Here is a 19,832-nt window from a genome sequence, read left to right as displayed (position 1 = left end):
ACGGGAGGGAGGCGATGGGAAAGACAAAGCCGCGACCCGTTTCCGGAGAGGGGTTCCCTGATACCACAGTGAAGGAGGCAAAGAGGAGAATGCATTCGTTTCGCGGAAAGAGGGAATACGGGGCTGAGCAGGCATATACCGGGGGCATCCTCAAGTTCAGAGTTCCCTTTGTTCACTACCCAATAGAAATCCCCGACGCGCTCCAGGGAGCGATCCTCTGCGTGGTGCCCATGGGCATAATCGCTGCCATGACCGATGTGCTGGGTATCCCCTTTGAGATTGCCATCACCATGGTTATCCTCAACAACTTCATGTACCTTCTCCACACCCACTTCGGGGACCCCGCCGTGGCGGGTTGGATCACCCCGGGGATACCGCTTTACATCGCGTTCCTTTCCGGTTTCGAGCCTGGAGTGACCAGGGTCCACGCAATGATCGCCCTGCAGATGTCTGTAGGCTTGATCTTCCTCATCCTAGGTATCACCGGCACGGCCAAGAGGGTCATCGATGCGGTACCTTTAAGCATGAAGGCGGGCATCCTGATGGGGGCCGCCATCGCGTCGCTTCTAGGGGAGTTCAAGGAAGGGGGACGGGTGGTCCAGTTCCCTGTGGCCTTGCTCCTTGGCCTGTTCGTATCCTTCTTCATGCTGTTTTCTAGCTCCACGGCAACCCTGAGGAAACGCTACGGTCTCTTCCGTTTTGTAGCCCAGTTCGGAATAGCCATTCCCTTCTTCCTTTCCTACGTCATCGGGATAATCGTGGGGGAGGTGGCGGCTCCCACCATCAGCTGGAGTCTCACCCCCCTGGCCCTGGGTGACATGGTGTCATCCCTCTCGCCCTTCAGTATCGGGTTCCCCGGCGCCAGCCTGTTCCTGGCGGCCTTGCCCCTGGCCTTCACTGCCTATGTCATTGCCTTTGGTGATACACTGGTGGCCGCGAGCCTCTTGAAGGCTGCCGATGAAAAAAGGCCGGACGAAAAGCTCATATGGAATGCTAACCGCAACCACATCATTACATCCATCCGTAACCTCCTGGAATCCTTCTTCTTCACCTACCTTCCCCTGGCGGGACCGCAATGGACAGGCGGGCAGGCGCTGGTGGTGAACCGCTACATTAACAGCACGAGGGAACAAGAGGAAACCTACTGGGGCGGCGCCACCAGCATCTTCTGGGGCATGAGCATTGCCCTGCTCCTAGGCCCCCTGGTGACCTTCTTCCGTCCCGGGCTGCCCATAGGCCTGTCCCTAACCCTGCTACTCCAGGGTTACCTCTGCGGCTACCTTGCAATGGAAATGACCACTAGCAACACGCAGCGTGGCATAGCCGCCGTGATGGGTGCCGTCATAGCGACACGGGGTGCGGCCTGGGGACTGGGCATGGGCCTTGTGCTCTACCTTCTCATAGAGCACAAGTGGTTCAAGGAGGACCTGAGGTGAGATAAGGTGACGGCAGGCCGGGATGGCTTGAGGCATGGGCACCCTCACGCCTACCGGCCCTATTACGACCATGGCCTTGACACGAAGGGAGGAGTTTCGACGTGAGGTTTACGGAAGAGCAGGAGATGCTGAAGGCGGCCGCCCGTGAGTTCGCCGAGGAGATCCTGGCCCCCAGGGCACAGGAGATCGAGGACAACGATGAGGTGCCCCAGGAGATCCTGGATGCCATGGGTGAGCGCGACTTCATGGCGCTTACCATTCCCCAGGAGTATGGGGGGGTGGGCATGGGCCATGTGGCTCGCCTCATCGTCCTGGAGGAGGTCGCCCGGGTATCGGCCGCCGCCGCCATGATGCTGCAGGTATTCCACCTCGGGATAGAGCCCATTGTGGTCTTCGGCAACGAGGACCAGAAGAGGAAGTACCTTCCGGAGATGGCCAGCGGCAGGCTCCTGGCAACCGCGGCGGTGACCGAGGCTACCGGGGGCTCCGACCCTACCGGCATCACCACCCTTGCCCGGGACGCGGGCGATCACTACGTGCTCAACGGGCGCAAGGTCTTCATCACCAATGCGAAGGTGGCCGGTGCCGCACTGGTAATGGCGAAGATGGCCCACGACGACACTGTGTTCAACGCCTTCATGCTGGAGAAAGGGATGCCCGGGTACCGGCCGGGGAGGACCGAAGTCAAGATGGGTCTGAAGGGAAGCGACACAGGGGACATCATCATGGAGGACTGCATTGTGCCCAAGGAGAACCTCCTTGGTCCCGATGGCGCTGGCCTCAAGATTGCCCTGAATGCCATAGGGGAAGTGGGCAGGGCGGGCTTGACCGGCGTGGCGCTGGGGTCCATCACGGCCTCCCTGGAGGCTGCCACCAGGTTCGCGAACCAGCGAGTGATCGGGGGCAAACCCTTGAGCAAGCTCCAAGGCATCCAGTGGAAGCTGGCGGAGATGTACGCGGTGTCCGAATCAGCCCGGCACCTGGGATACTACGCTGCCAGCATGAAGGATGCCGGGCAGCGCTGTGACACCGAGTTCGCCGTGGCTAAGTACGTATCGTGCGAAGGGGCGGTGAAGGCTGCCAGCCTAGCCTGCGAGGTTCATGGAGCCTACGGCTTCATGAAGGAGTATCCTGTGCAGCGCTACCTAAGGGATGCCTATGTCATGTTGCCCTCGGCTGGCACGTCAGACATCATGCGCATCGTCATGGCCCGGGCTGCTCTCAAGCGCTACGGTGAGTAGGTGGAGGTGAGACTTTATGGGCCTTGACGTGGTGGTGCTGGTCAAGTCCGTGCCAGACCCGAAGATGTGGCACAGGATCACCATCGACCCTGCCAGGAAGACCCTGCGGAAGGAAGGCATCGACCGGGTGATCAGCCCGCTGGATCGACATGCCTTGGAGGCGGCGGCGCGCCTGAAGGAGACCTACGGGGGCACCGTGACCGCCCTGTGCATGGGCTCCTTGCCAGCGGAAATGAACCTCAAGCAGGCGCTGGCTCTCGGGGCGGACCAGGGTGTATTCCTGTCCGACCCCGCCTTCAGCGGTGCCGATACCCTGACCACAGCCCGGCCACTGGCTGCGGCGATACGGAAGATCGGCCAGATCGACCTGGTGCTCTCGGGGTCCACCAGCTACTATGGGAGCACCGGCCAGGTCGGGCCGCAGGTGGCAGCCTTCCTCGGCATGCCCTACGTGGGAGGTGTCAAGGCCCTGGAGATGGTGGACGGCTCACTGCACCTGGAGGCCCAGGGTGATACCGCAATCATGACAATCGAGGCACCCCTTCCCGTTGTGGTGGGGGTGCTTAAAGAGGTAAATACGCCCAGGGGCCTCAGGCTGTCGGACATGGTGAGGGCAAGGCAGAAACCCCTGGTGAAGTGGGGAGTGGGTGATCTGGGACTTGATCATTGCGAGGTCGGCCTGGTGGGAGCAGGCACGTACATGGCAGACCTGGTGCCTGCCCCCCCGGGCAAGACCTCCACCTTCATCCAGGGCGAGCCCGAGGAACTGGCGCAGTGGATATGGGACAAGGTGCGCCAGTCCGGCCTCTTGCCAGAAGGGAGGGCCCAGGGTGAGCATACCTGAGATCTGGGCATTCGTACAGTGTGACTCTGAAGGGCTCATGGCCGTTTCCCAGGAGGCCCTAGGGGAGGGGCGGAGGTTAGCCGACGAGTGCGGCGCCAGGCTGGTATCCCTTTCGGTGGGAGAGGATGCCTCTAACCGGGCCGAAGAGGCCTTCGATTACGGGGCGGACCTTGCCCTGGCGCTGGAGCATCCTGGCGCCCTCGCGGGCAGGGCGGAGGTCACGGTTCCGGTCATTGAGAGGCTGGCCAGGGAACGCCAGCCTAAGGTCATCCTCTTCGGGGCCACCTTTGAGGGCAAGGTCCTGGCGGCTACCCTGGCCGCCAGGCTGAGTGTGGGCCTGGTGGCTCACTCCAGCAGGCTGGAGATGGGACCTGGCTGCCGGCTCAAGGCCTATGTGCCTGCCTTCGGGGGTTCTGCCGTGTTCTGTTTCTCCCGGGAGCCTCAGATAGTAAGCATCCAGCGGGGGGCCTACCAGTCCCCTGAGTCCCGCAGGCGCCAGGGCGAGGTCATTAGTGTTGTACCTGGTGTGTGCCTGGGAAGTGGGGTGCGAGTCACCGGCCTCCGGGCCGAGACCAGCACCGGCGCCCAGCTGGAGGGGGCTGACGTGATAGTGGCAGGCGGCATGGGCCTGGGCAGTCTTGAGGGCTGGAAGGTGCTGGAGGGGGTTGCCCGGGGCCTGGGTGCCGCCTTGGGGGCCACACGGCCTGCAGTAGACGAGGGCTGGTCCCGGGAGGAGCAGATGATAGGGCAGAGCGGCAAGACGGTCAAGCCCAGGTTTTACCTGGCAGTTGGCATATCTGGAGACCAGCTTCACGTCTGTGGGGTGAAGGGGCCCGAGGTGTTCATCGCCATCAACAAGGATCCCCAGGCTCCCATCTTCCAGCACGCCCACTTCGGCATCGTCGCGGACTGTCACAAGATCCTACCGCACTTGCTCAGGCTCCTGGGGGAGAGGGAGGTCCAGGTGAAGTCAGACTTCTTTGACAAAGGGTAGGCGCAGCTGTAGTCTAGGATCATAGACTCCAGGGTTGAAGGAGGATGATAACCTGTGGGTGCAGCGGTCATAGCTGACACAAAGGTCAAAGAGGTCATGACACGTGAGGTCTACACACTGCCGCCCCAGGCCACAATAGCTGAGGCAGCGGCTATCTTCAAACGCAAGCCCATTGACGGGATACCCATTACCGATGATGGCCGTGTGGTGGGCATGGTCACCAAGTCCCATATACTCAACGGCATCGTTGATGGGCTTGGCTGGGATAAGCCTGTGAAACACCTGATGGCCCGGGATATCCTGTGCATTGACCCTGACCGGTCTGTCTATGAGATCTGCCTTCTCCCGGTGAAGAGACTTCCCGTGGTGGACCGAAACCAAAAACTCCTGGGGATGATAACCAAGACTGATCTGATGAGGGTGTTCTCCGGAGACGTCCGTTATGTGAAGGAGCGCCTTTCAACCATTATTGAGTCGACCCATAACGGGATAATCGCTGTGAGCATCGACGGGCGTGTGATCACCCATAACTCCTCCGCCAGCCGGATCCTGGGTTTGGAGGCCACCAGCGCCATGGGGAAGCACATCGATGAGGTGTTCCCCGAATCCGGCCTTCTGACCGTCATCGCCACGGGCCGCGCGGAGACAGGAGTGCAGGTCAGCCTGGGAAAGAGGACACTGCTTTGCAACAGGACTCCCCTGATCAAGAACGATGAGGTCATTGGGGCTGTCGGTGTGTTCCAGGACATCTCGGAACTGGAGGCCATATCCAGGCAGCTGGATTCATTCAGGAAGCTCAGCAACCAGCTTCACGCCATCATCGAATCCTCGTACGATGGGATCTGCGTTGCCTCTTCAGCGGGTTCGATAGAGCAGGTCAACTCCGCGTATGAACGCCTCATGGGAGTCTCCAAGGAGGAAGTACTAGGCAAAACCATCGGTGAGGATCTGGTCGGAAAGGTCCGCATGCAAAGGATGCCTGTCACCCTCATGCAGAGGACTGCCACCGGCAAGGATGTCCTGGTGACCGGGAGCCCCATCTTCAACGAAGATGGACACCTGTGCAAGGTTGTCACGAATGTCCGGGACATGACGGAACTGGGCAGGCTCAAGAGGGAACTGGAGATCTCAACGGAGCTGCAACAACGTTACAGCACTGAGCTGAGCCTCCTCCGCGGGGAGCACCTGAACTCCCAGGTGGTCCTGACAGAGCACTCCTGCATGAAGGGCATCATTGAGATGGCCCTCCGGGTGGCCGCGTTCGATTCCACGGTCCTGATCCTGGGCGAAACGGGTGTAGGAAAAGAGGTCATCGCAAAGATGATCCATGACCACAGTGCTCGCAAGGATGGGCCGTTCATCAAGGTCAACTGCGCTGCAATTCCCGAGACGCTTCTTGAGTCAGAGCTCTTCGGTTATGCCCCGGGGGCCTTCACCGGAGCTAGCCGGGCCGGGAAGCCAGGGATGTTCGAACTGGCAAAGGGGGGCACAATCTTCCTGGACGAGATCGCGGAGTTGCCTCTGTCACTCCAGGCCAAGCTCCTGAGAGTCCTCCAGGAGCAGGAGGTTTTCAAGGTAGGAGGGGTGTCGCCCCAGAAGATAGACGTTCGGGTTCTGGCTGCCAGCAACAAGGATCTGGAGAAAATGGTGGAGGCGGGCGCCTTCAGGAATGACCTTTACTACCGGCTTAACGTAATCCCCCTGACTGTGCCCCCCTTGCGGGATCACAAGGAAGATATACCCCTCCTTGCCCATACCTACCTCCAGCGGTTTAACTCAAGGTACAGGACGGATAAGAGACTGTCTCCTGGGGCAGTGGATCAACTGTGCGAGTACTCGTGGCCCGGGAACATTCGGGAGCTAGCCCACACGCTGGAACGCCTGGTCATCATGACCAAGGGAGAGGCCATTGAAGCCGGCAACCTTCCCAAGGCGGTGGCTCATGCTGCCCCCACCCAGGGCTTGATGGTTGGCACCTGCCCTGCCCTGGATGTGGGTCCCCTTAAAGAGGCAATAGGGGAGTTCGAACAGGCGTTGATAAGCAAGGCCATACAGCAACAGGGGAGCATTCGCAAGGCCGCGAAGGTTTTGGAGATAGACCCCTCCACGGTGCTGAGGAAGATGAGGCGGTCTAACGGGCGACAGCTGTCCGGTTACGAGGCCTGAGGACAACCACGGCATCGAAAAGGGTAAGATCGGAGGGTGACCGGGGTGCTGCGATCCTGGTACTACGTACTGCTTGTCATGGCTGCCCCAGTGCTGGCCGCAGTCATATTCCACCATCTGGGCCAAAGAAGGTTCTCACCCGGGGTAAGAAGGTTCATAGTCTCAACCCTGGGGGCGCTGGTGTTCCTGGCCTACTGGGCCTTGACTAGAAACATGCAGTAGGGCTCCTGCCGTCACAAAGAGAAGGGCCAGTCGTCCTGGTCCTTTGGAAAGGTTGTATGGCCTTTCGTCCCAAGGGGCGAGAGGTCCTTCTCATTTGAGCACTGCTGGACACTGTCTATACTGTCTATATAGTGCAAGTACCGGGCGAAACCGCCGAGTACTCCTCTTGGGGTCCTGGCGGGGTGACTCGTCCTTTTGCCCTGCCATCACTACTCTGGATTCTCTTGTCATGGTTGTCACATGAGCCTGAAGGAATCGACAAGTGTGCGTCGAACAGTCACATAGTGATCCAAAAAGGCTCTTACGATCAGGCCAACTGCATATAATAGCCGTGGCAGGCTCCAAGGATAGGAGGTATGGGGTATGGGACAGGGCAAGACGTTGCCTCTGGAGATTAACAGGAAGACTGGCATCCCCATCTACCTCCAACTTAGCAGGCAAATCGAGCAGATGGTGCTCGCCGGGCACTGGGAGAAGGGAATGAAACTCCCGACGGAGCGAGAGATGGCACAACGCCTGGGGCTTTCCAGGAACACGGTGAGCATGGCCTACAGGGAGCTTGAATCCCAGGGCCTCTTGTTCTCCCGGCAAGGCAGGGGGACCTTTGTCACCATGGGGCTCAACACCATGGGACCCAGGGACCGGAGGGAACGCCTGGCTGGGGCCTTGGAGATGTGCCTGGAGGAGGCACTCCTCCTGGGATTTGACCCTGAGGAGTTCGTGGCCTCCGCCAGGGCTGTGGCGGAGCGGAAGAAGGAGGCGCTCACCCAGATCAGGGTGGCCTTCGTGGAGTGCAACCGCGAGCAGCTGGACTACTTCACCAGGCAACTGGAACTAGGCGCCGGGGTGAAGATCATCCCTGTGATGGTGGACGATCTCCGCCGGCAGGCCGAGGCAGTCAGGTGGACGCTTTCGGGGGTGGACATGGTGGTGACCACCTTCTTCCACCTGGAGGAGGTGAAGGAACTCCTCCGGGGATCCAAGGCAGAGGTGCTGGGAATAGCGCTGGATCCTGTGATGGAGACCATGGTACGCATGGCCAGGGTGCGGCCCGGCCAGAAGGTAGGACTGGTCTGCCTGTCTGAGGCCTTCTCTGAACGGGTGGCCAAGTCCCTGACCAACGGCGGGATAGATCTGGAGTTCTCCTTCCTAACCTCAAGGAACGAAGAGGACCTAAAGGAATTCCTGGAGGACTTGAGCATCGTCATGGTGAGCCCTGGAAGGAAGAAAGAGGTAGAGAGGCTGTGTCCCAACGGGACCGAGGTGGTTGAGTTCATCTACCGGCCTGATGCCGGTTCCATCAACCTCCTCAAGTCAACCCTCCTCGAAAGAAAGAGCAGATACTGATGGGGAGTGATGACGGTTTGAAGACCGCCGAGAAGAAGCACAAGGTGATCATCAATTCGAAGTGGTGCAAAGGCTGCGGGATCTGCATAGCCTTCTGTCCCAAGGCTGTACTGGGGGAGGGGGATGCCGGCAAGGCTGTGGTGATTGACCCGGAGGCCTGCACCGGCTGTCGCCTGTGCGAGCTTCGCTGCCCCGATTTCGCCATCGTCCTTGACGAAGGTGAGACTGATGAGTGAAGGCAAGGTTGTTTTATTACAGGGGAATGAGGCCTGCGCCGAGGCCGCCATAAGGGCGGGTGTCCGGTTCTTCGCAGGCTACCCCATCACACCATCGACAGAGATCGCGGAAACGCTCGCCCTTCGCCTCCCCCAAGTGGGAGGCAAGTTCGTGCAGATGGAGGATGAGATAGCCAGCATGGCGGCGGTCATTGGTGCCTCGCTGGCGGGAGTGAAGTCCATGACTGCCACGTCGGGCCCGGGCTTCAGTCTCAAACAGGAGAACCTGGGATATGCTGCCCTGGCGGAGGTGCCCTGTGTGGTGGTGAACGTCCAGAGGGTGGGCCCATCCACGGGGCTGCCGACTTGCCCTGCTCAGGGAGATGTCATGCAGGCCCGCTGGGGCACCCACGGCGACCACCCCACAGTCGTGTACTGCCCGTCTTCCGTACAGGAGGCCTATCACTTCACAATAGACGCGGTGAATGCCTCGGAGACCCTCAGGACTCCCACCATCCTCTTGATGGATGAGGTCATTGGCCACATGAGAGAGAAGATGGTGATCCCCGAGAAGGTTACCATACTAGAGAGGCCTGGGCCTGATGTTGAACCCGGGGAGTACAGGCCCTACGATGTTTCGCGCTCCGATGTGCCCCCAATGGCTGCCTTCGGCGCGGGCTACCGGTTCCACGTTACCGGCCTTTATCACGGGGAGGACGGGTTTCCCATCGACAGGGGCCCCAAGGCCGCCCAGTTGCTGGCCAGGGTGTGCCAGAAGGTGGAGAGGCGCAGGGCCCAGCTGGCATCGGTGTGGTCAGAGTCCTGCGATGACTGCGAGGTTGCCGTGGTGGCATACGGTTCTCCGGTGAGGGTCGCGCTACGTGCGGTAAGGATGGCCAGGGCCCAGGGCATCAAGGCAGGCCTAGTGAAACTGGGGATCCTGTGGCCATTCCCGGAAGAGGCCATCCGGGACCTGGCGGGACGGGTCAAGGCCATCCTGGTACCGGAGATGAACCTGGGCCAGATAGTCATTGAGGTAGACAGGGCCTCCAAGGGACAATGCAGGGTTGAGGGATTGTCCCGGGTTGACGGGGAGCTCTTCACTCCACCGGAGGTACTTGAGGCTGTGAGGAGGGTTGCCCCATGAGTGCTATTGCCGAGAAGTACCTGAGGCAGCGTCTCTTGCCCCATATCTGGTGCCCGGGCTGTGGTCACGGCATACTCCTGGGCGCAATCTTGAGGGCCATCGAAAAGGTGGGAATTGACAGGGACAAGACGGTGATGGTCTCCGGGATCGGCTGTTCTTCCAGGGCCACGGGGTACATGGATTTCGATACCCTGCACACAACCCATGGCCGGGCCCTGGCCTTTGCCACAGGGATCAAGATTGCCCGGCCTGATCTCAAGGTGGTGGTGGTCACCGGGGACGGGGACGCCGCTGCCATCGGGGGAAACCACCTGATCCACGCCTGCAGGCGGAATGTGGACATCACCACAGTGTGCTTCAACAATAATGTCTACGGGATGACCAGCGGCCAGCACTCGCCCCTTACGCCATTTGGGCACATGGCCACGACGGCTCCCTACGGTAATGTGGATCATCCCTTTGACCTGTGTGACCTTGTGGCTGCGGCGGGGGCTACCTTTGTGGCCAGGGGTACCGCCTATCACGTGACACAGCTGGTGGACCTCATAGCCCTGGCCCTGGAGAACAAGGGGTTCAGCTTTGTTGAGGCCTATTCCCAGTGCCCAACCTACTACGGCCGGAGGAACAAGCTAGGGTCTGCCGTGGATATGCTCGAGTGGTACAAGAAGAATTCGGTCCCCGTGAAGGCCGCGGCAACCAAGGACCCCCAGGAGCTTAAAGGAAAGATCGTCACGGGCGTGCTGAAGAAGGCTCCCAGGGAGGAATTCACCGAGGAATACCAGCGGGTCATCGACACTGCCATGGCTCGCCTGAAGGGGGGTCGTTCCTGATGCGCGTGGAGGTCAGGCTGGCCGGTGAGGGTGGCCAGGGGTTGATCCTGGCCGGCATCATCCTGGCTGAGGCGGCCGCAATACATGATGGGCTCAACGCTGTGCAGAGCCAGTCTTACGGCCCGGAATCAAGGGGAGGCGCCAGCAAGGCAGAGGTGGTCATCGATGACGGTGACATAGACTATCCCAAGGTCTCCAGGCCTGACGTCCTGCTGGTCATGACCCAGGAGGCCTTCGATCGATACTCCTCGGACGTGAAACCCGGCGGCCTCCTGGTGGTGGACTCCGGTGGGGTTCCGGACACCGGTTGTGCCACGTGTAGTGCCTATTGTGTGCCCATAACGGCCTTGGCCCGGGAAAAGGTCGGCAAGGCCATTACCGCCAACATAGTGGCTCTTGGGCTTCTTGTGGGGCTTTCCGGCGTCGTCTCCAGGGATGCCCTGACCACTGCTGTTCTGGACAGGGTGCCCAAGGGGACCGCCGACGTGAACCTGAAGGCCCTAGAGGTGGGTTTCGCCACTGCAGGATCCCTGGAGGGGCCTCAGGAACGAGGGGGTAGGTAGTGACTGGAGTGATTTTTTCCCTAAACTAGAGAAGGAAAGCAAGGGAGGGTTTGTCTGTGTCCGAGAACATCAACCCCTATGAGATCGTAAAGAGCCAGGTGGCTGAGGCTGTCAAGGCTCTCGGTCTTGAGCCAGCAGTATACGATCTCCTGAAGCAACCCCTCAGGTTCCTTGAGGTGGCGGTGCCTGTCGAGATGGACGATGGCAGTGTGAAGGTTTTCCAAGGATATCGTTCCCAGCACAATGATGCGGTGGGCCCCTGTAAGGGCGGCATTCGCTTCCACCCGGATGTGAACGCCGATGAGGTGAGGGCGCTATCCATGTGGATGACATTCAAGTGTGCCATCCTGGGCCTTCCCTACGGCGGTGGCAAGGGTGGAGTGGCCTGTAATCCAAAGGAACTCTCTGTCAAGGAACTGGAGCGGCTAAGCCGCTCGTACATTAGGGCCATTGCCGCCATAGTAGGCCCGGAGATGGATGTCCCCGCGCCGGATGTCTACACCAATCCTCAGGTGATGGCCTGGATGGTGGACGAGTTCTCAAAGATGAAGATGAAGAACCAGTTTGGTCTCATCACCGGCAAGCCCCTGATCATTGGCGGTTCCGCAGGGCGGAATGAGGCCACGGCCCGTGGCTGCGTTGTAACGGTGCGCGAGGCCGGGCGGAAGCTGGGCATCGACATGAAGGGTGCACGTACTGTGGTTCAGGGCTACGGCAACGCTGGGAGCATCGCAGCAAGGCTCATGGGAGACATGGGAGCGAAGATCATAGGGGCCAACGACTCCAAGGGAGGCGTCTATAACCCGGCGGGGATGGACCCGGCCAAGCTCCAGGAGTACAAGAACGAGACTGGTAGTGTAAAGGGTTTCCCAGGTTCCCAGGATGTCTCCAATGAGGAACTGCTGGTACTGGAGTGTGAGGTGTTAATCCCGGCGGCCCTGGAAAACCAGATCACAGCGGCCAATGCCAAGGATATCAAGGCCAGGATCGTGGGGGAGGCTGCCAATGGCCCCACCACCCCCGAGGCCGATGTTATAATGGCCCGTAACGGCGTGTTCGTCATCCCTGATGTCCTCGCTAACGCCGGAGGCGTAACCGTCTCCTACTTCGAGTGGGTACAGAACCTCTACAGCTTCTACTGGACGGAAAAAGAGGTCAACGAGCGCCTGGAGCAGATGATGGTATCCTCCTTCGAGGCTGTCTACGACATGCAAAAGAAGAAGAGTGTGAAGATGAGAGACGCCGCCTACCTGGTGGCTGTGAACAGGGTGGCCGGGGCCATGAAGATCAGAGGCTGGCTCGGCTGAGTGATAGCACCCGGGGTGGGCCCGCCCTCCGTGGGGAGGGGGGGCCCTTCCCCCTGTTTGTGGCTAAGCTCTGAAGGAACTCAGAGACCTGGATAGAATCTAAGGGGAGTGTCATCTAGGGAGGGGTGATTGGATGGATCGCCTTCGGGAGGCCTTTGAGCGCTGGGAGGCCAGGAGAGCCCAGACGATCTCCCGGCACCCGGAGAGAAAGGGGCAGTTTAAAACCCCGTCGGGACTCTCGGTTAATGCAGTGTACACCCCCTTGGACCTCAGCGGGAAGGACTACCTGCTTGACCTGGGATTCCCTGGGGATTATCCCTTCACCCGCGGCGTGCACCCCAGCATGTACAGGGGCCGTTTCTGGACCATGAGACAATACGCGGGGTATGGCACGCCCGAGGAGACCAACCGGCGCTTCCGTTTTCTTCTGGAGCAAGGCCAGACCGGTCTCAGCGTGGCCTTCGACCTCCCCACCCAGATGGGGTACGATTCCAACCACCCCATGGCCGAGGGGGAAGTAGGGAGAGTGGGAGTGGCCATAGATACCCTGGCGGACATGGAGAGGCTCTTTGAGGGGATACCCCTGGACCGGGTGTCCACTTCCATGACGATAAACGCTCCTGCGGCGATCCTCCTGTGCATGTACGTGGCCCTGGCCCAAAAGCAGGGGGTGGATGTCAACAGCCTGCAGGGAACCATACAGAACGACATACTCAAGGAGTATGTGGCCAGGGGTAACTACATCTTCCCGCCGAAACCGTCCATGAGACTCATCACCGACACGTTCCAGTACTGTTCCCGGCACCTTCCCGAGTGGAACACGATATCCATCAGCGGGTATCACATCAGGGAGGCCGGAGCCACGGCGGCACAGGAAATCGCCTTCACGTTGGCCAACGGGGTGGAGTACGTAAGGGCGGCCCTGGCCAGCGGTCTTGACGTAGACGGTTTTGGCCCAAGGCTTTCTTTCTTCTTCAACTCTCACCTGGACTTTCTGGAGGAAGTGGCCAAGTTCAGGGCGGCCAGGCGCCTCTGGGCCAGGATCATGAGAGAACGATTTAGGGCAAAGGACCCCAAGTCCTGGATGATGAGATTCCACACCCAGACAGCGGGCTCAACCCTCACTGCCCAGCAGGTGAACAACAACGTGGTCCGGGTGACCCTGCAGGCCCTGGCGGCGGTGCTGGGGGGCACCCAGTCCCTGCATACCAACTCACGGGATGAGGCGCTCTCGCTTCCGACCGAGGAATCCGTGGCCATTGCCCTGAGGACCCAGCAGATCATAGCCCACGAGTCAGGCGTTGCCGGCTGTGCCGATCCCCTGGGTGGCAGCTACTACGTAGAATCCCTCACGGACCGCCTGGAGTCGGAGGCCGCGGCCTACATGGATCGCATTGAGGATATGGGTGGCGCAGTGGCCGCCATCGAGGCCGGGTACATGCAGCGCGAAATCCAGGACAGCGCCTACTGTTACCAGAGAGAGGTTGAATCCGGGGAAAGGGTTGTGGTAGGGGTTAACGCCTTTACCGTCCAAGAGGATTCCTGCGAGATGTTGCTTCAGGTGGATGAAGAGGCTGCGAGGCTCCAGGCTGCGAGGCTCGCGGCTCTTAAGGCGAGAAGGAACGAAGGCCGTGTCCAGGAGTGCCTGGATGCCATAAAGAAGGCGGCTTCCTCTCGGGAGAACCTCCTTCCCCTGTTCCTGGAGGCGGTAAAGGCCTATGCCTCCCTGGGGGAGATATGCGGTGTTCTTCGAGGGGCCTTTGGCCAGTACCGGCCGGACAGGTCGTGGTAGCCGGTGCCGCACTGGAGTAGGGCACAACCGGGATTGGGGTGGGACTCTTGAAGGAGACAGAAAAGAAGATCCGCGACTTGCTGGCCCGGGAGGAGGTGGCCATGGCCCATGGCCAGGGAGGGTTGCCTTTAGGTGTACTGGCTGCCCGGCAGCGATTGGCCCTGCTTTTTGACCCGGGGACCTTCAGCGAGATAGACCTGTTCACAACCAGCCGCACAAACGGCATGAATGTACCGGGTGACGGCGTGATTTGTGGCCACGGCCAGGTTGGCGGGCGGGTGGTCTACGCCTATGCCCAGGACCGGACGGTCATGGGCGGAGCCCTTGGAGAGATGCATGCGGAGAAGATATGCAAGGTGGCGGACCTTGCCATGAAGGCGGGGGCCCCCCTGGTGGCGCTCCTGGATTCCGGAGGGGCAAGGCTCAGTGAAAACCTGGACTGCCTAACGGGCTACGGCTCCCTGTTCCTGCGGCATGCCATGGCGTCAGGGGTGATCCCACAGCTATCGCTGGTCCTGGGCACCGCGGCGGGAGGGGCAGCCTTCCTGCCTCCCATGACTGACTTCGTTTTCATGGTGGCTGGCACAAGCCGTCTCTTCACCAGGGCCCGGCAGGTACTGGAGGCTGTGGAAGGCAAGACTGTGGACTGGGAGGAACTCGCCGGGGCCCATACCCATGCCGCATCCTCGGGGGTGGCGCACTTCATGGCCGTAACCGAGGAGGAGTGCATCTCAGAGGCCCGCAGGCTGCTAGGGTTCATTCCCTCCAACAACCTGGAGGACCCGCCCTACCTGGGAAACGGTGATGACCCTGCCCGGACGAACCCTGAACTGGCCCAAGTGGTCCCGCCAGATCCCACCAAACCCTATGACATGAGGAGGGTGATTGAAGGATTCCTGGATAACGGGGAATTCTTCGAGGTTCACCGCCACTTTGCCGCCAATATTGTGGTGGGCTTCGGGCACCTCGGGGGCTATTCCGTGGGCATCATAGCGAACCAGCCTCGCATCCTCGCGGGTTGCCTTGATATTGATTCCGCGGACAAGGCGGCGAGGTTCGCCCGGTTCTGTGATGCCTTCAACGTGCCCCTGGTAACCCTGGTGGATACCCCAGGATACCTGCCCGGGACCGAGCAAGAGCACGGCGGCATAATCCGGCATGGCGCCAAGCTCCTCTACGCCTATGCCGAGGCGTCGGTGCCCAAGATAACCTTGGTGGTGAGGAAGGCCTACGGGGGCGCGTACATAGCCATGTGCAGCCGATCGCTAGGGGCCGACAGGGTCCTGGCGTGGCCCACTGCTGAGATCGCGGTGATGGGCTCTGAGGGTGCCGCCAACATCATCTACAAGAACGAGATGGCCGAGGCCAAGGACCCAGAGGGCGTGAGGCAGGCCAAGATCCAGGAGTACCGGGAGGTGTTCGCCAATCCCTACGTTGCTGCGTCCCGGGGTTTCGTGGATACCATCATTCATCCGGCCGAGACCAGGCCCCAGCTCTTCCGGGCCCTGGAGTCCATAGCATCCAAGCGCGAGGCCAGGCATCCCAAGAAGCACGGCAACTTCCCGGCGTAACCGAAGGGGGCGATGGGCTTGAACAGTAGTACCTACCAGGGACTGAAGGTGGGTCTTCTGGGTATGGCGGTGGTGTTCGCCGTCCTCATCATCCTGTATCTCTCCATAGTGTTCCTGGGGAGAGTGATCCGCCGGCCCAGGGAGCCCAAGCAAGACCAGGCTGGTGGTAAACCCCAGCCCGCTGAGGTTATGCCCGGGGAGGAGAGAAGGGATGATGCCCTGGTGGCGGCGATAGCCGCAGCTGTAGCCCAGTGCATGGAGACTCCGGCCCGGGTCATCAGGATCACCCGGGTGTCCCGGCCATGCCCGCAGTGGGCGGCGCAGGGCCGCCTAGACATAATGAACGCCAGGCTGTCAGCTGTCGAAAGGAAGGGTTAGGGATGAGGAAGTTCAGGGTGCGAGTGAACGGCGAAGAGTATGAGGTAGAGGTGGAGGAGATCCAAGACGGTTCTGATGTGAGCCCTTTACAGCCGGGCTTTGGGCCGGTCCCCAAGTCCGAATCCAAGGCAGAGCGCCCCAAGCCAGCCCCGGCCAGCGCGGTGGGGGCGGTGGAACTCGCATCGCCCATGCCCGGCGTGATCTTGGACATCAAGGTGAACGAAGGGGACAGGGTGGAGATGGGCAAGGCCGTGGTGGTGCTGGAGGCAATGAAGATGGAGAACGAAATCCCTGCCCCGGTTACCGGCACGGTGACAGCCATAAGGGTAGCCAAGGGACAGAGCGTGAATACCGGGGACATCATGGCTGTCATAGCCCGGGAGGCATAGCGTGCTGCGGGATCTTGCGGACTTCATAACGTCTTCGGGCTTCTTTGCCATAGACGCCAAACAGGTAATCATGCTGGCAGTCTCGGGTATCCTGCTGTACCTGGCCATCAAGAGAAGATACGAGCCGTTGCTGCTCCTGCCCATTGGGGCGGGCATGCTCCTGGCGAACCTTCCCCTCACAGGCCTTATGGAGGATGAAGGGCTGCTGGGCTTGTTGTACCTGGGTGTGAAGAAGGGGATCTATCCCCCCCTCATCTTCCTGGGCATAGGGGCCATGACGGACTTCGGCCCCCTGATAGCAAACCCCAAGACATTTCTCCTCGGGGCCGCCGCCCAGCTGGGGATATTCACTACCTTCCTGGGGGCTCTGTGGCTGGGTTTCACCCCAGCCGAGGCCGGATCCATCGGGATAATCGGGGGGGCAGACGGTCCCACCGCCATCTTCCTCACGTCCCAGCTGGCCCCTGAGCTCCTGGGTCCCGTAGCGGTGGCAGCCTACTCCTACATGGCCCTGGTTCCCATCATCCAGCCTCCCATTATGAGGGCACTGACAACTAAAAAGGAGCGCATGGTGGTGATGGAGCAGATGAGGCCCGTCAGCCAGCTGGAGAAGATCTTGTTCCCGGTCATGGTGATAGTCATCTGCGGGCTCTTCATCCCCAAGGCAATGGCCCTCATCGGAATGCTGATGCTGGGGAACCTCCTGAGGGAGAGCGGTGTTGTGGACAGGCTCTCCAAGACCTCCCAGAACGAGTTGATCAACATTATCACCATCTTCCTGGGGGTCACAGTGGGTGCCACTGCCAAGGCCAGTGTGTTCCTGTCTCCCAGGACCCTTTATATCATCGGCTTGGGGCTGGCGGCCTTCTCAATGGGGACAGCCGGCGGCGTCCTCCTGGGCAAGCTCATGTGCCTCCTCTCAGGGGGTAAGGTGAACCCCCTGATCGGGTCAGCGGGGGTGTCCGCGGTGCCCATGGCGGCCCGGGTGTCCCAGTGTGTGGGGCAGGAGGAGAACCCGTCGAACTTCCTCCTTATGCATGCCATGGGGCCCAATGTGGCTGGTGTCATAGGCTCGGCTGTGGCGGCGGGGGTGCTTCTTTCGGTCCTGTCCTAGATGCAGGGAGAGGCGGGGGAGGGTACGCATGAAGGCAGTGGTGCTGAACGGTGCCCGTGGTGAAGACGCATGCCTCACCGGGGTCCTCGCAGTACTGGTGGAAAGCCTCAAGGCCCCGGGTCACGATGTGGATGTGCTGGATCTCGACGGTATGTCCGTGGCGGATTGCCGGGGGTGCTTTGGCTGCTGGGTAAAGACCCCGGGGGTGTGCGTCATCCATGATGATGGCCTGGAGGCGCTCAGGGCGGTTGCCCAGTGTGACATCCTGGTGTTCCTCTCCCCGGTGACCTTCGGCGGTTATTCCTCTGTGCTCAAGAAGGGCGTTGACAGGCTCATCGGTAACATCCTCCCTTATTTCGTCAAGGCAGGGAGCGAGATTCACCACGCGCCTCGCTACCACCGGTGCCTCGGGCTGGCCGCAATGGGTGTGCAGGATTCCCCCTGTGAAGAAGAGGCCAGGATCTTCCGGGCCCTGGTATCCCGGAACGCCATCAACCTCCAGGCTGCAGGGCATTCCAGCGTTGTGGTGACCAGGGACGCTCCCGAGGCCGCGGTGGCCCTGGCCATCCGGTATATGCTGGAGGAGGCAGGTGCGGAAGGGTGAGCGAGGTGAAGAACGCCCTTCTCTTGGTGGGAAGCCCGAAGGGGGAACGCAGCACCTCGGCGTCCCTGGGGGCCTATCTCATGAACCGGCTGGCCGAGAGAGGAATGGATACCTCCCGGGTCTACCTGGCCCGCCGTGGCCCTGGAGAGGGCGGCATTGCGGAGGCAGTCTATGGCGCTGATCTCGTAGTCCTGGCATTCCCCCTCTACGTTGACAGCCAGCCGGCGCTGGTTACCAGGGCAATGGAGGAGGTATACGCCAGGAGAGATCTGTCTCCCAAGGGCGGTTTGCTGGCCATCGTCAATTGCGGTTTCCCCGAAGCGTTCCACGCTGACACCGCCCTGGACATATGCAGGCAGTTCGCGGGGGCATGCGGTCTAGAGTGGCTGGGCGGGCTCGCCCTGGGGATGGGCGCCGCCATTGGCCCAAGGCCCCTGGAGAAGACGGGTGGGATGGGCCGCCTGGTGAGGAAGGCCCTGGACATGACCGCCCAGGCCATGGCTGAGGGGGGGGAAGTGCCGCGTGAGGCCGGTCTTCTCATGAGGAGACCCATGATGTCCCCGGCCGTCTATACTTGGATGGGAAACCGGGGATGGAACGCCGCGGCACGCAGGCGCGGGACCCTTGAGAGGATGAGGGACAGGCCCTACGCCAGGTGAATGTCCCTTGCCCTGGCTCGCCTAGCGCACCCGGAACCCCTTGAGACCTGGAGGTGCCTCCTCCCAGGACACCTCTACCCCGGTGACGTTGGCCGAAGGGGGTCCCTGGTGGCACCAGGCTATCATGGCATTCACCTTGTCCTGGGGACCGGCCAGGAGGGCTTCCACCCTCCCATCCGGCAGGTTCCTCACCCAGCCCGACAGGGAAAGCCTCTGGGCCTCTTCTCGCGCGCTGGCCCTGAAGAACACCCCTTGAACCCTTCCGGAGATCAGCACACGAGCGCACTTCATCCATATCGCTCCCTTCACGGCCAACTGGGTAGACACTAGGAACGGGGTCGCTCCCTGAGTCTGACTACCCGCGTGGCAACTGGCTGTGCTACTCTGGCAAAGACATATTTCGCCGCTCGGTATAGATTTACCCTCATAGATCTGATGATCGTCATAGCGATCACAGTTACCGGGGGTAGGGGCGAGACGGGCGGCCTATGACACTGAGGCGTTGACGGTGGCTAGGAACTGTGTGCTGGTGGGGCAGGTGTACTGTGCGTCTGGCGGAGAACTAGGCTACATAGGTATGGACCTAGCTGCCATAGAAGCTAGTAAACCGCCCCGTGCATGAACTATCGGCGGATTAGATGAGATAGTAATGGCTGCGGACTCTCAATCATTTACCATGGAGGTAGGCTCCGGTAACACAGGCACAGCCGTATATCGTAATCGAGGCAGGCGTGACCAGGCAAAAGAAGACTACGGGGTCAACCTCGTGGCCCCTAGTCAAGTCGCCACTTTAGTGGCTAGCAGCCAAGAGCACCTGTAACTCAACGTGGTCGTTTTGTTTACTGCTTGGTAGCGGTGAAGCAAACAAGTGGAACAGCCAGTTGTGACCGATTTTCCGCACATCAGGTATGTTCTTCTAAGCAAGCCGCTACGTGTGGGCATAATTGGTCAGGAGGTATCGTAGGCAGCATAGAACGTGATCGGTTTGAACCCGAAAGCGCTCAAGAGACTGT

Annotated in this window: 20 protein-coding genes; 19 read left to right on the top strand and 1 reads right to left on the bottom strand. The window is 60.6% G+C overall.

All coding sequences use genetic code 11. The annotated features are described in order from the left end of the window. Window positions 1-14: 14 nt before the first annotated feature. From AB1576_12350 to AB1576_12260, 19 genes are all read left to right on the top strand, one after another. Window positions 15-1,436 (top strand): hypothetical protein, encoded by a 1,422-nt coding sequence (locus AB1576_12350; protein ID MEW6082532.1) that lies wholly within the window; start codon window positions 15-17, stop codon window positions 1,434-1,436. Window positions 1,437-1,537: 101 nt separating this feature from the next. Next, window positions 1,538-2,677, top strand: a complete 1,140-nt coding sequence (locus AB1576_12345) for an acyl-CoA dehydrogenase family protein (protein ID MEW6082531.1) — start codon at window positions 1,538-1,540, stop codon at window positions 2,675-2,677. Window positions 2,678-2,693: 16 nt separating this feature from the next. Next, window positions 2,694-3,521 (top strand): electron transfer flavoprotein subunit beta/FixA family protein, encoded by an 828-nt coding sequence (locus tag AB1576_12340; protein ID MEW6082530.1) that lies wholly within the window; start codon window positions 2,694-2,696, stop codon window positions 3,519-3,521. Continuing rightward, window positions 3,508-4,515, top strand: a complete 1,008-nt coding sequence (locus AB1576_12335) for an electron transfer flavoprotein subunit alpha/FixB family protein (protein MEW6082529.1) — start codon at window positions 3,508-3,510, stop codon at window positions 4,513-4,515. Before AB1576_12340 ends, AB1576_12335 begins: the two co-directional genes overlap by 14 nt. A gap of 54 nt (window positions 4,516-4,569) precedes the next feature. After that, on the top strand, window positions 4,570-6,681 hold the full coding sequence (locus tag AB1576_12330) for a sigma 54-interacting transcriptional regulator (protein MEW6082528.1): 2,112 nt from the start codon (window positions 4,570-4,572) through the stop codon (window positions 6,679-6,681). 45 nt (window positions 6,682-6,726) lie between these two features. Next, complete coding sequence (locus AB1576_12325) at window positions 6,727-6,903, top strand: hypothetical protein (GenBank protein MEW6082527.1); 177 nt, start codon at window positions 6,727-6,729, stop codon at window positions 6,901-6,903. 363 nt (window positions 6,904-7,266) lie between these two features. Further along, the gene (locus AB1576_12320) at window positions 7,267-8,250 is read left to right on the top strand and encodes a GntR family transcriptional regulator (GenBank protein MEW6082526.1); all 984 of its coding nucleotides are present in this window, start codon (window positions 7,267-7,269) and stop codon (window positions 8,248-8,250) included. Between the two features lie 17 nt (window positions 8,251-8,267). Further along, on the top strand, window positions 8,268-8,486 hold the full coding sequence (locus AB1576_12315; GenBank protein MEW6082525.1) for a 4Fe-4S dicluster domain-containing protein: 219 nt from the start codon (window positions 8,268-8,270) through the stop codon (window positions 8,484-8,486). After that, window positions 8,479-9,612, top strand: a complete 1,134-nt coding sequence (locus tag AB1576_12310) for a 2-oxoacid:acceptor oxidoreductase subunit alpha (protein MEW6082524.1) — start codon at window positions 8,479-8,481, stop codon at window positions 9,610-9,612. The genes AB1576_12315 and AB1576_12310 overlap by 8 nt, the downstream gene beginning before the upstream one ends. After that, a complete protein-coding gene (locus AB1576_12305; protein MEW6082523.1) occupies window positions 9,609-10,442 on the top strand; it encodes a 2-oxoacid:ferredoxin oxidoreductase subunit beta in 834 nt (277 codons plus the stop codon). Before AB1576_12310 ends, AB1576_12305 begins: the two co-directional genes overlap by 4 nt. Further along, the gene (locus tag AB1576_12300) at window positions 10,442-11,005 is read left to right on the top strand and encodes a 2-oxoacid:acceptor oxidoreductase family protein (protein MEW6082522.1); all 564 of its coding nucleotides are present in this window, start codon (window positions 10,442-10,444) and stop codon (window positions 11,003-11,005) included. The genes AB1576_12305 and AB1576_12300 overlap by 1 nt, the downstream gene beginning before the upstream one ends. Window positions 11,006-11,061: 56 nt before the next feature. Then, window positions 11,062-12,312, top strand: a complete 1,251-nt coding sequence (locus AB1576_12295) for a Glu/Leu/Phe/Val dehydrogenase (protein ID MEW6082521.1) — start codon at window positions 11,062-11,064, stop codon at window positions 12,310-12,312. Between the two features lie 133 nt (window positions 12,313-12,445). Then, window positions 12,446-14,104: a methylmalonyl-CoA mutase family protein gene (locus AB1576_12290; GenBank protein ID MEW6082520.1), complete on the top strand. Its 1,659-nt coding sequence runs from the start codon at window positions 12,446-12,448 to the stop codon at window positions 14,102-14,104. Window positions 14,105-14,151: 47 nt separating this feature from the next. Next, window positions 14,152-15,675, top strand: a complete 1,524-nt coding sequence (locus AB1576_12285; GenBank protein MEW6082519.1) for a carboxyl transferase domain-containing protein — start codon at window positions 14,152-14,154, stop codon at window positions 15,673-15,675. Between the two features lie 18 nt (window positions 15,676-15,693). Continuing rightward, window positions 15,694-16,053, top strand: a complete 360-nt coding sequence (locus AB1576_12280; GenBank protein ID MEW6082518.1) for an OadG family protein — start codon at window positions 15,694-15,696, stop codon at window positions 16,051-16,053. A 2-nt stretch (window positions 16,054-16,055) separates the two neighbouring features. Then, a complete protein-coding gene (locus AB1576_12275) occupies window positions 16,056-16,442 on the top strand; it encodes a biotin/lipoyl-containing protein (GenBank protein ID MEW6082517.1) in 387 nt (128 codons plus the stop codon). A 1-nt stretch (window position 16,443) separates the two neighbouring features. Continuing rightward, window positions 16,444-17,556: a sodium ion-translocating decarboxylase subunit beta gene (locus AB1576_12270; protein MEW6082516.1), complete on the top strand. Its 1,113-nt coding sequence runs from the start codon at window positions 16,444-16,446 to the stop codon at window positions 17,554-17,556. Between the two features lie 28 nt (window positions 17,557-17,584). After that, a complete protein-coding gene (locus AB1576_12265) occupies window positions 17,585-18,160 on the top strand; it encodes a flavodoxin family protein (protein MEW6082515.1) in 576 nt (191 codons plus the stop codon). After that, window positions 18,157-18,819 carry a hypothetical protein gene (locus AB1576_12260; protein MEW6082514.1) on the top strand — a complete coding sequence of 221 codons (663 nt, stop codon included), beginning with the start codon at window positions 18,157-18,159 and terminating at the stop codon, window positions 18,817-18,819. The genes AB1576_12265 and AB1576_12260 overlap by 4 nt, the downstream gene beginning before the upstream one ends. Before the next feature lie 21 nt (window positions 18,820-18,840). Here AB1576_12260 and AB1576_12255 read toward each other — a convergent pair whose 3' ends face one another. Then, window positions 18,841-19,116: an acylphosphatase gene (locus tag AB1576_12255; GenBank protein ID MEW6082513.1), complete on the bottom strand. Its 276-nt coding sequence runs from the start codon at window positions 19,114-19,116 to the stop codon at window positions 18,841-18,843. Window positions 19,117-19,832: the final 716 nt, after the last annotated feature.

This window comes from Bacillota bacterium (assembly GCA_040754315.1).
In the GTDB taxonomy this organism is placed as follows: domain Bacteria; phylum Bacillota; class Sulfobacillia; order DUSP01; family JBFMCS01; genus JBFMCS01.
This window is presented reverse-complemented; position numbering and strand designations above follow the sequence as displayed.

Excerpts from the sequence above, each read along its gene's own strand:
- AB1576_12350 (MEW6082532.1), top strand. The coding sequence starts at position 15 with ATGGGAAAGACAAAGCCGCGACCCGTTTCCGGAGAGGGGTTCCCTGAT.
- AB1576_12340 (MEW6082530.1), top strand. The coding sequence starts at position 2,694 with ATGGGCCTTGACGTGGTGGTGCTGGTCAAGTCCGTGCCAGACCCGAAG.
- AB1576_12320 (MEW6082526.1), top strand. The coding sequence starts at position 7,267 with ATGGGACAGGGCAAGACGTTGCCTCTGGAGATTAACAGGAAGACTGGC.
- AB1576_12310 (MEW6082524.1), top strand. The coding sequence starts at position 8,479 with ATGAGTGAAGGCAAGGTTGTTTTATTACAGGGGAATGAGGCCTGCGCC.
- AB1576_12305 (MEW6082523.1), top strand. The coding sequence starts at position 9,609 with ATGAGTGCTATTGCCGAGAAGTACCTGAGGCAGCGTCTCTTGCCCCAT.
- AB1576_12300 (MEW6082522.1), top strand. The coding sequence starts at position 10,442 with ATGCGCGTGGAGGTCAGGCTGGCCGGTGAGGGTGGCCAGGGGTTGATC.
- AB1576_12290 (MEW6082520.1), top strand. The coding sequence starts at position 12,446 with ATGGATCGCCTTCGGGAGGCCTTTGAGCGCTGGGAGGCCAGGAGAGCC.
- AB1576_12275 (MEW6082517.1), top strand. The coding sequence starts at position 16,056 with ATGAGGAAGTTCAGGGTGCGAGTGAACGGCGAAGAGTATGAGGTAGAG.
- AB1576_12265 (MEW6082515.1), top strand. The coding sequence starts at position 17,585 with ATGAAGGCAGTGGTGCTGAACGGTGCCCGTGGTGAAGACGCATGCCTC.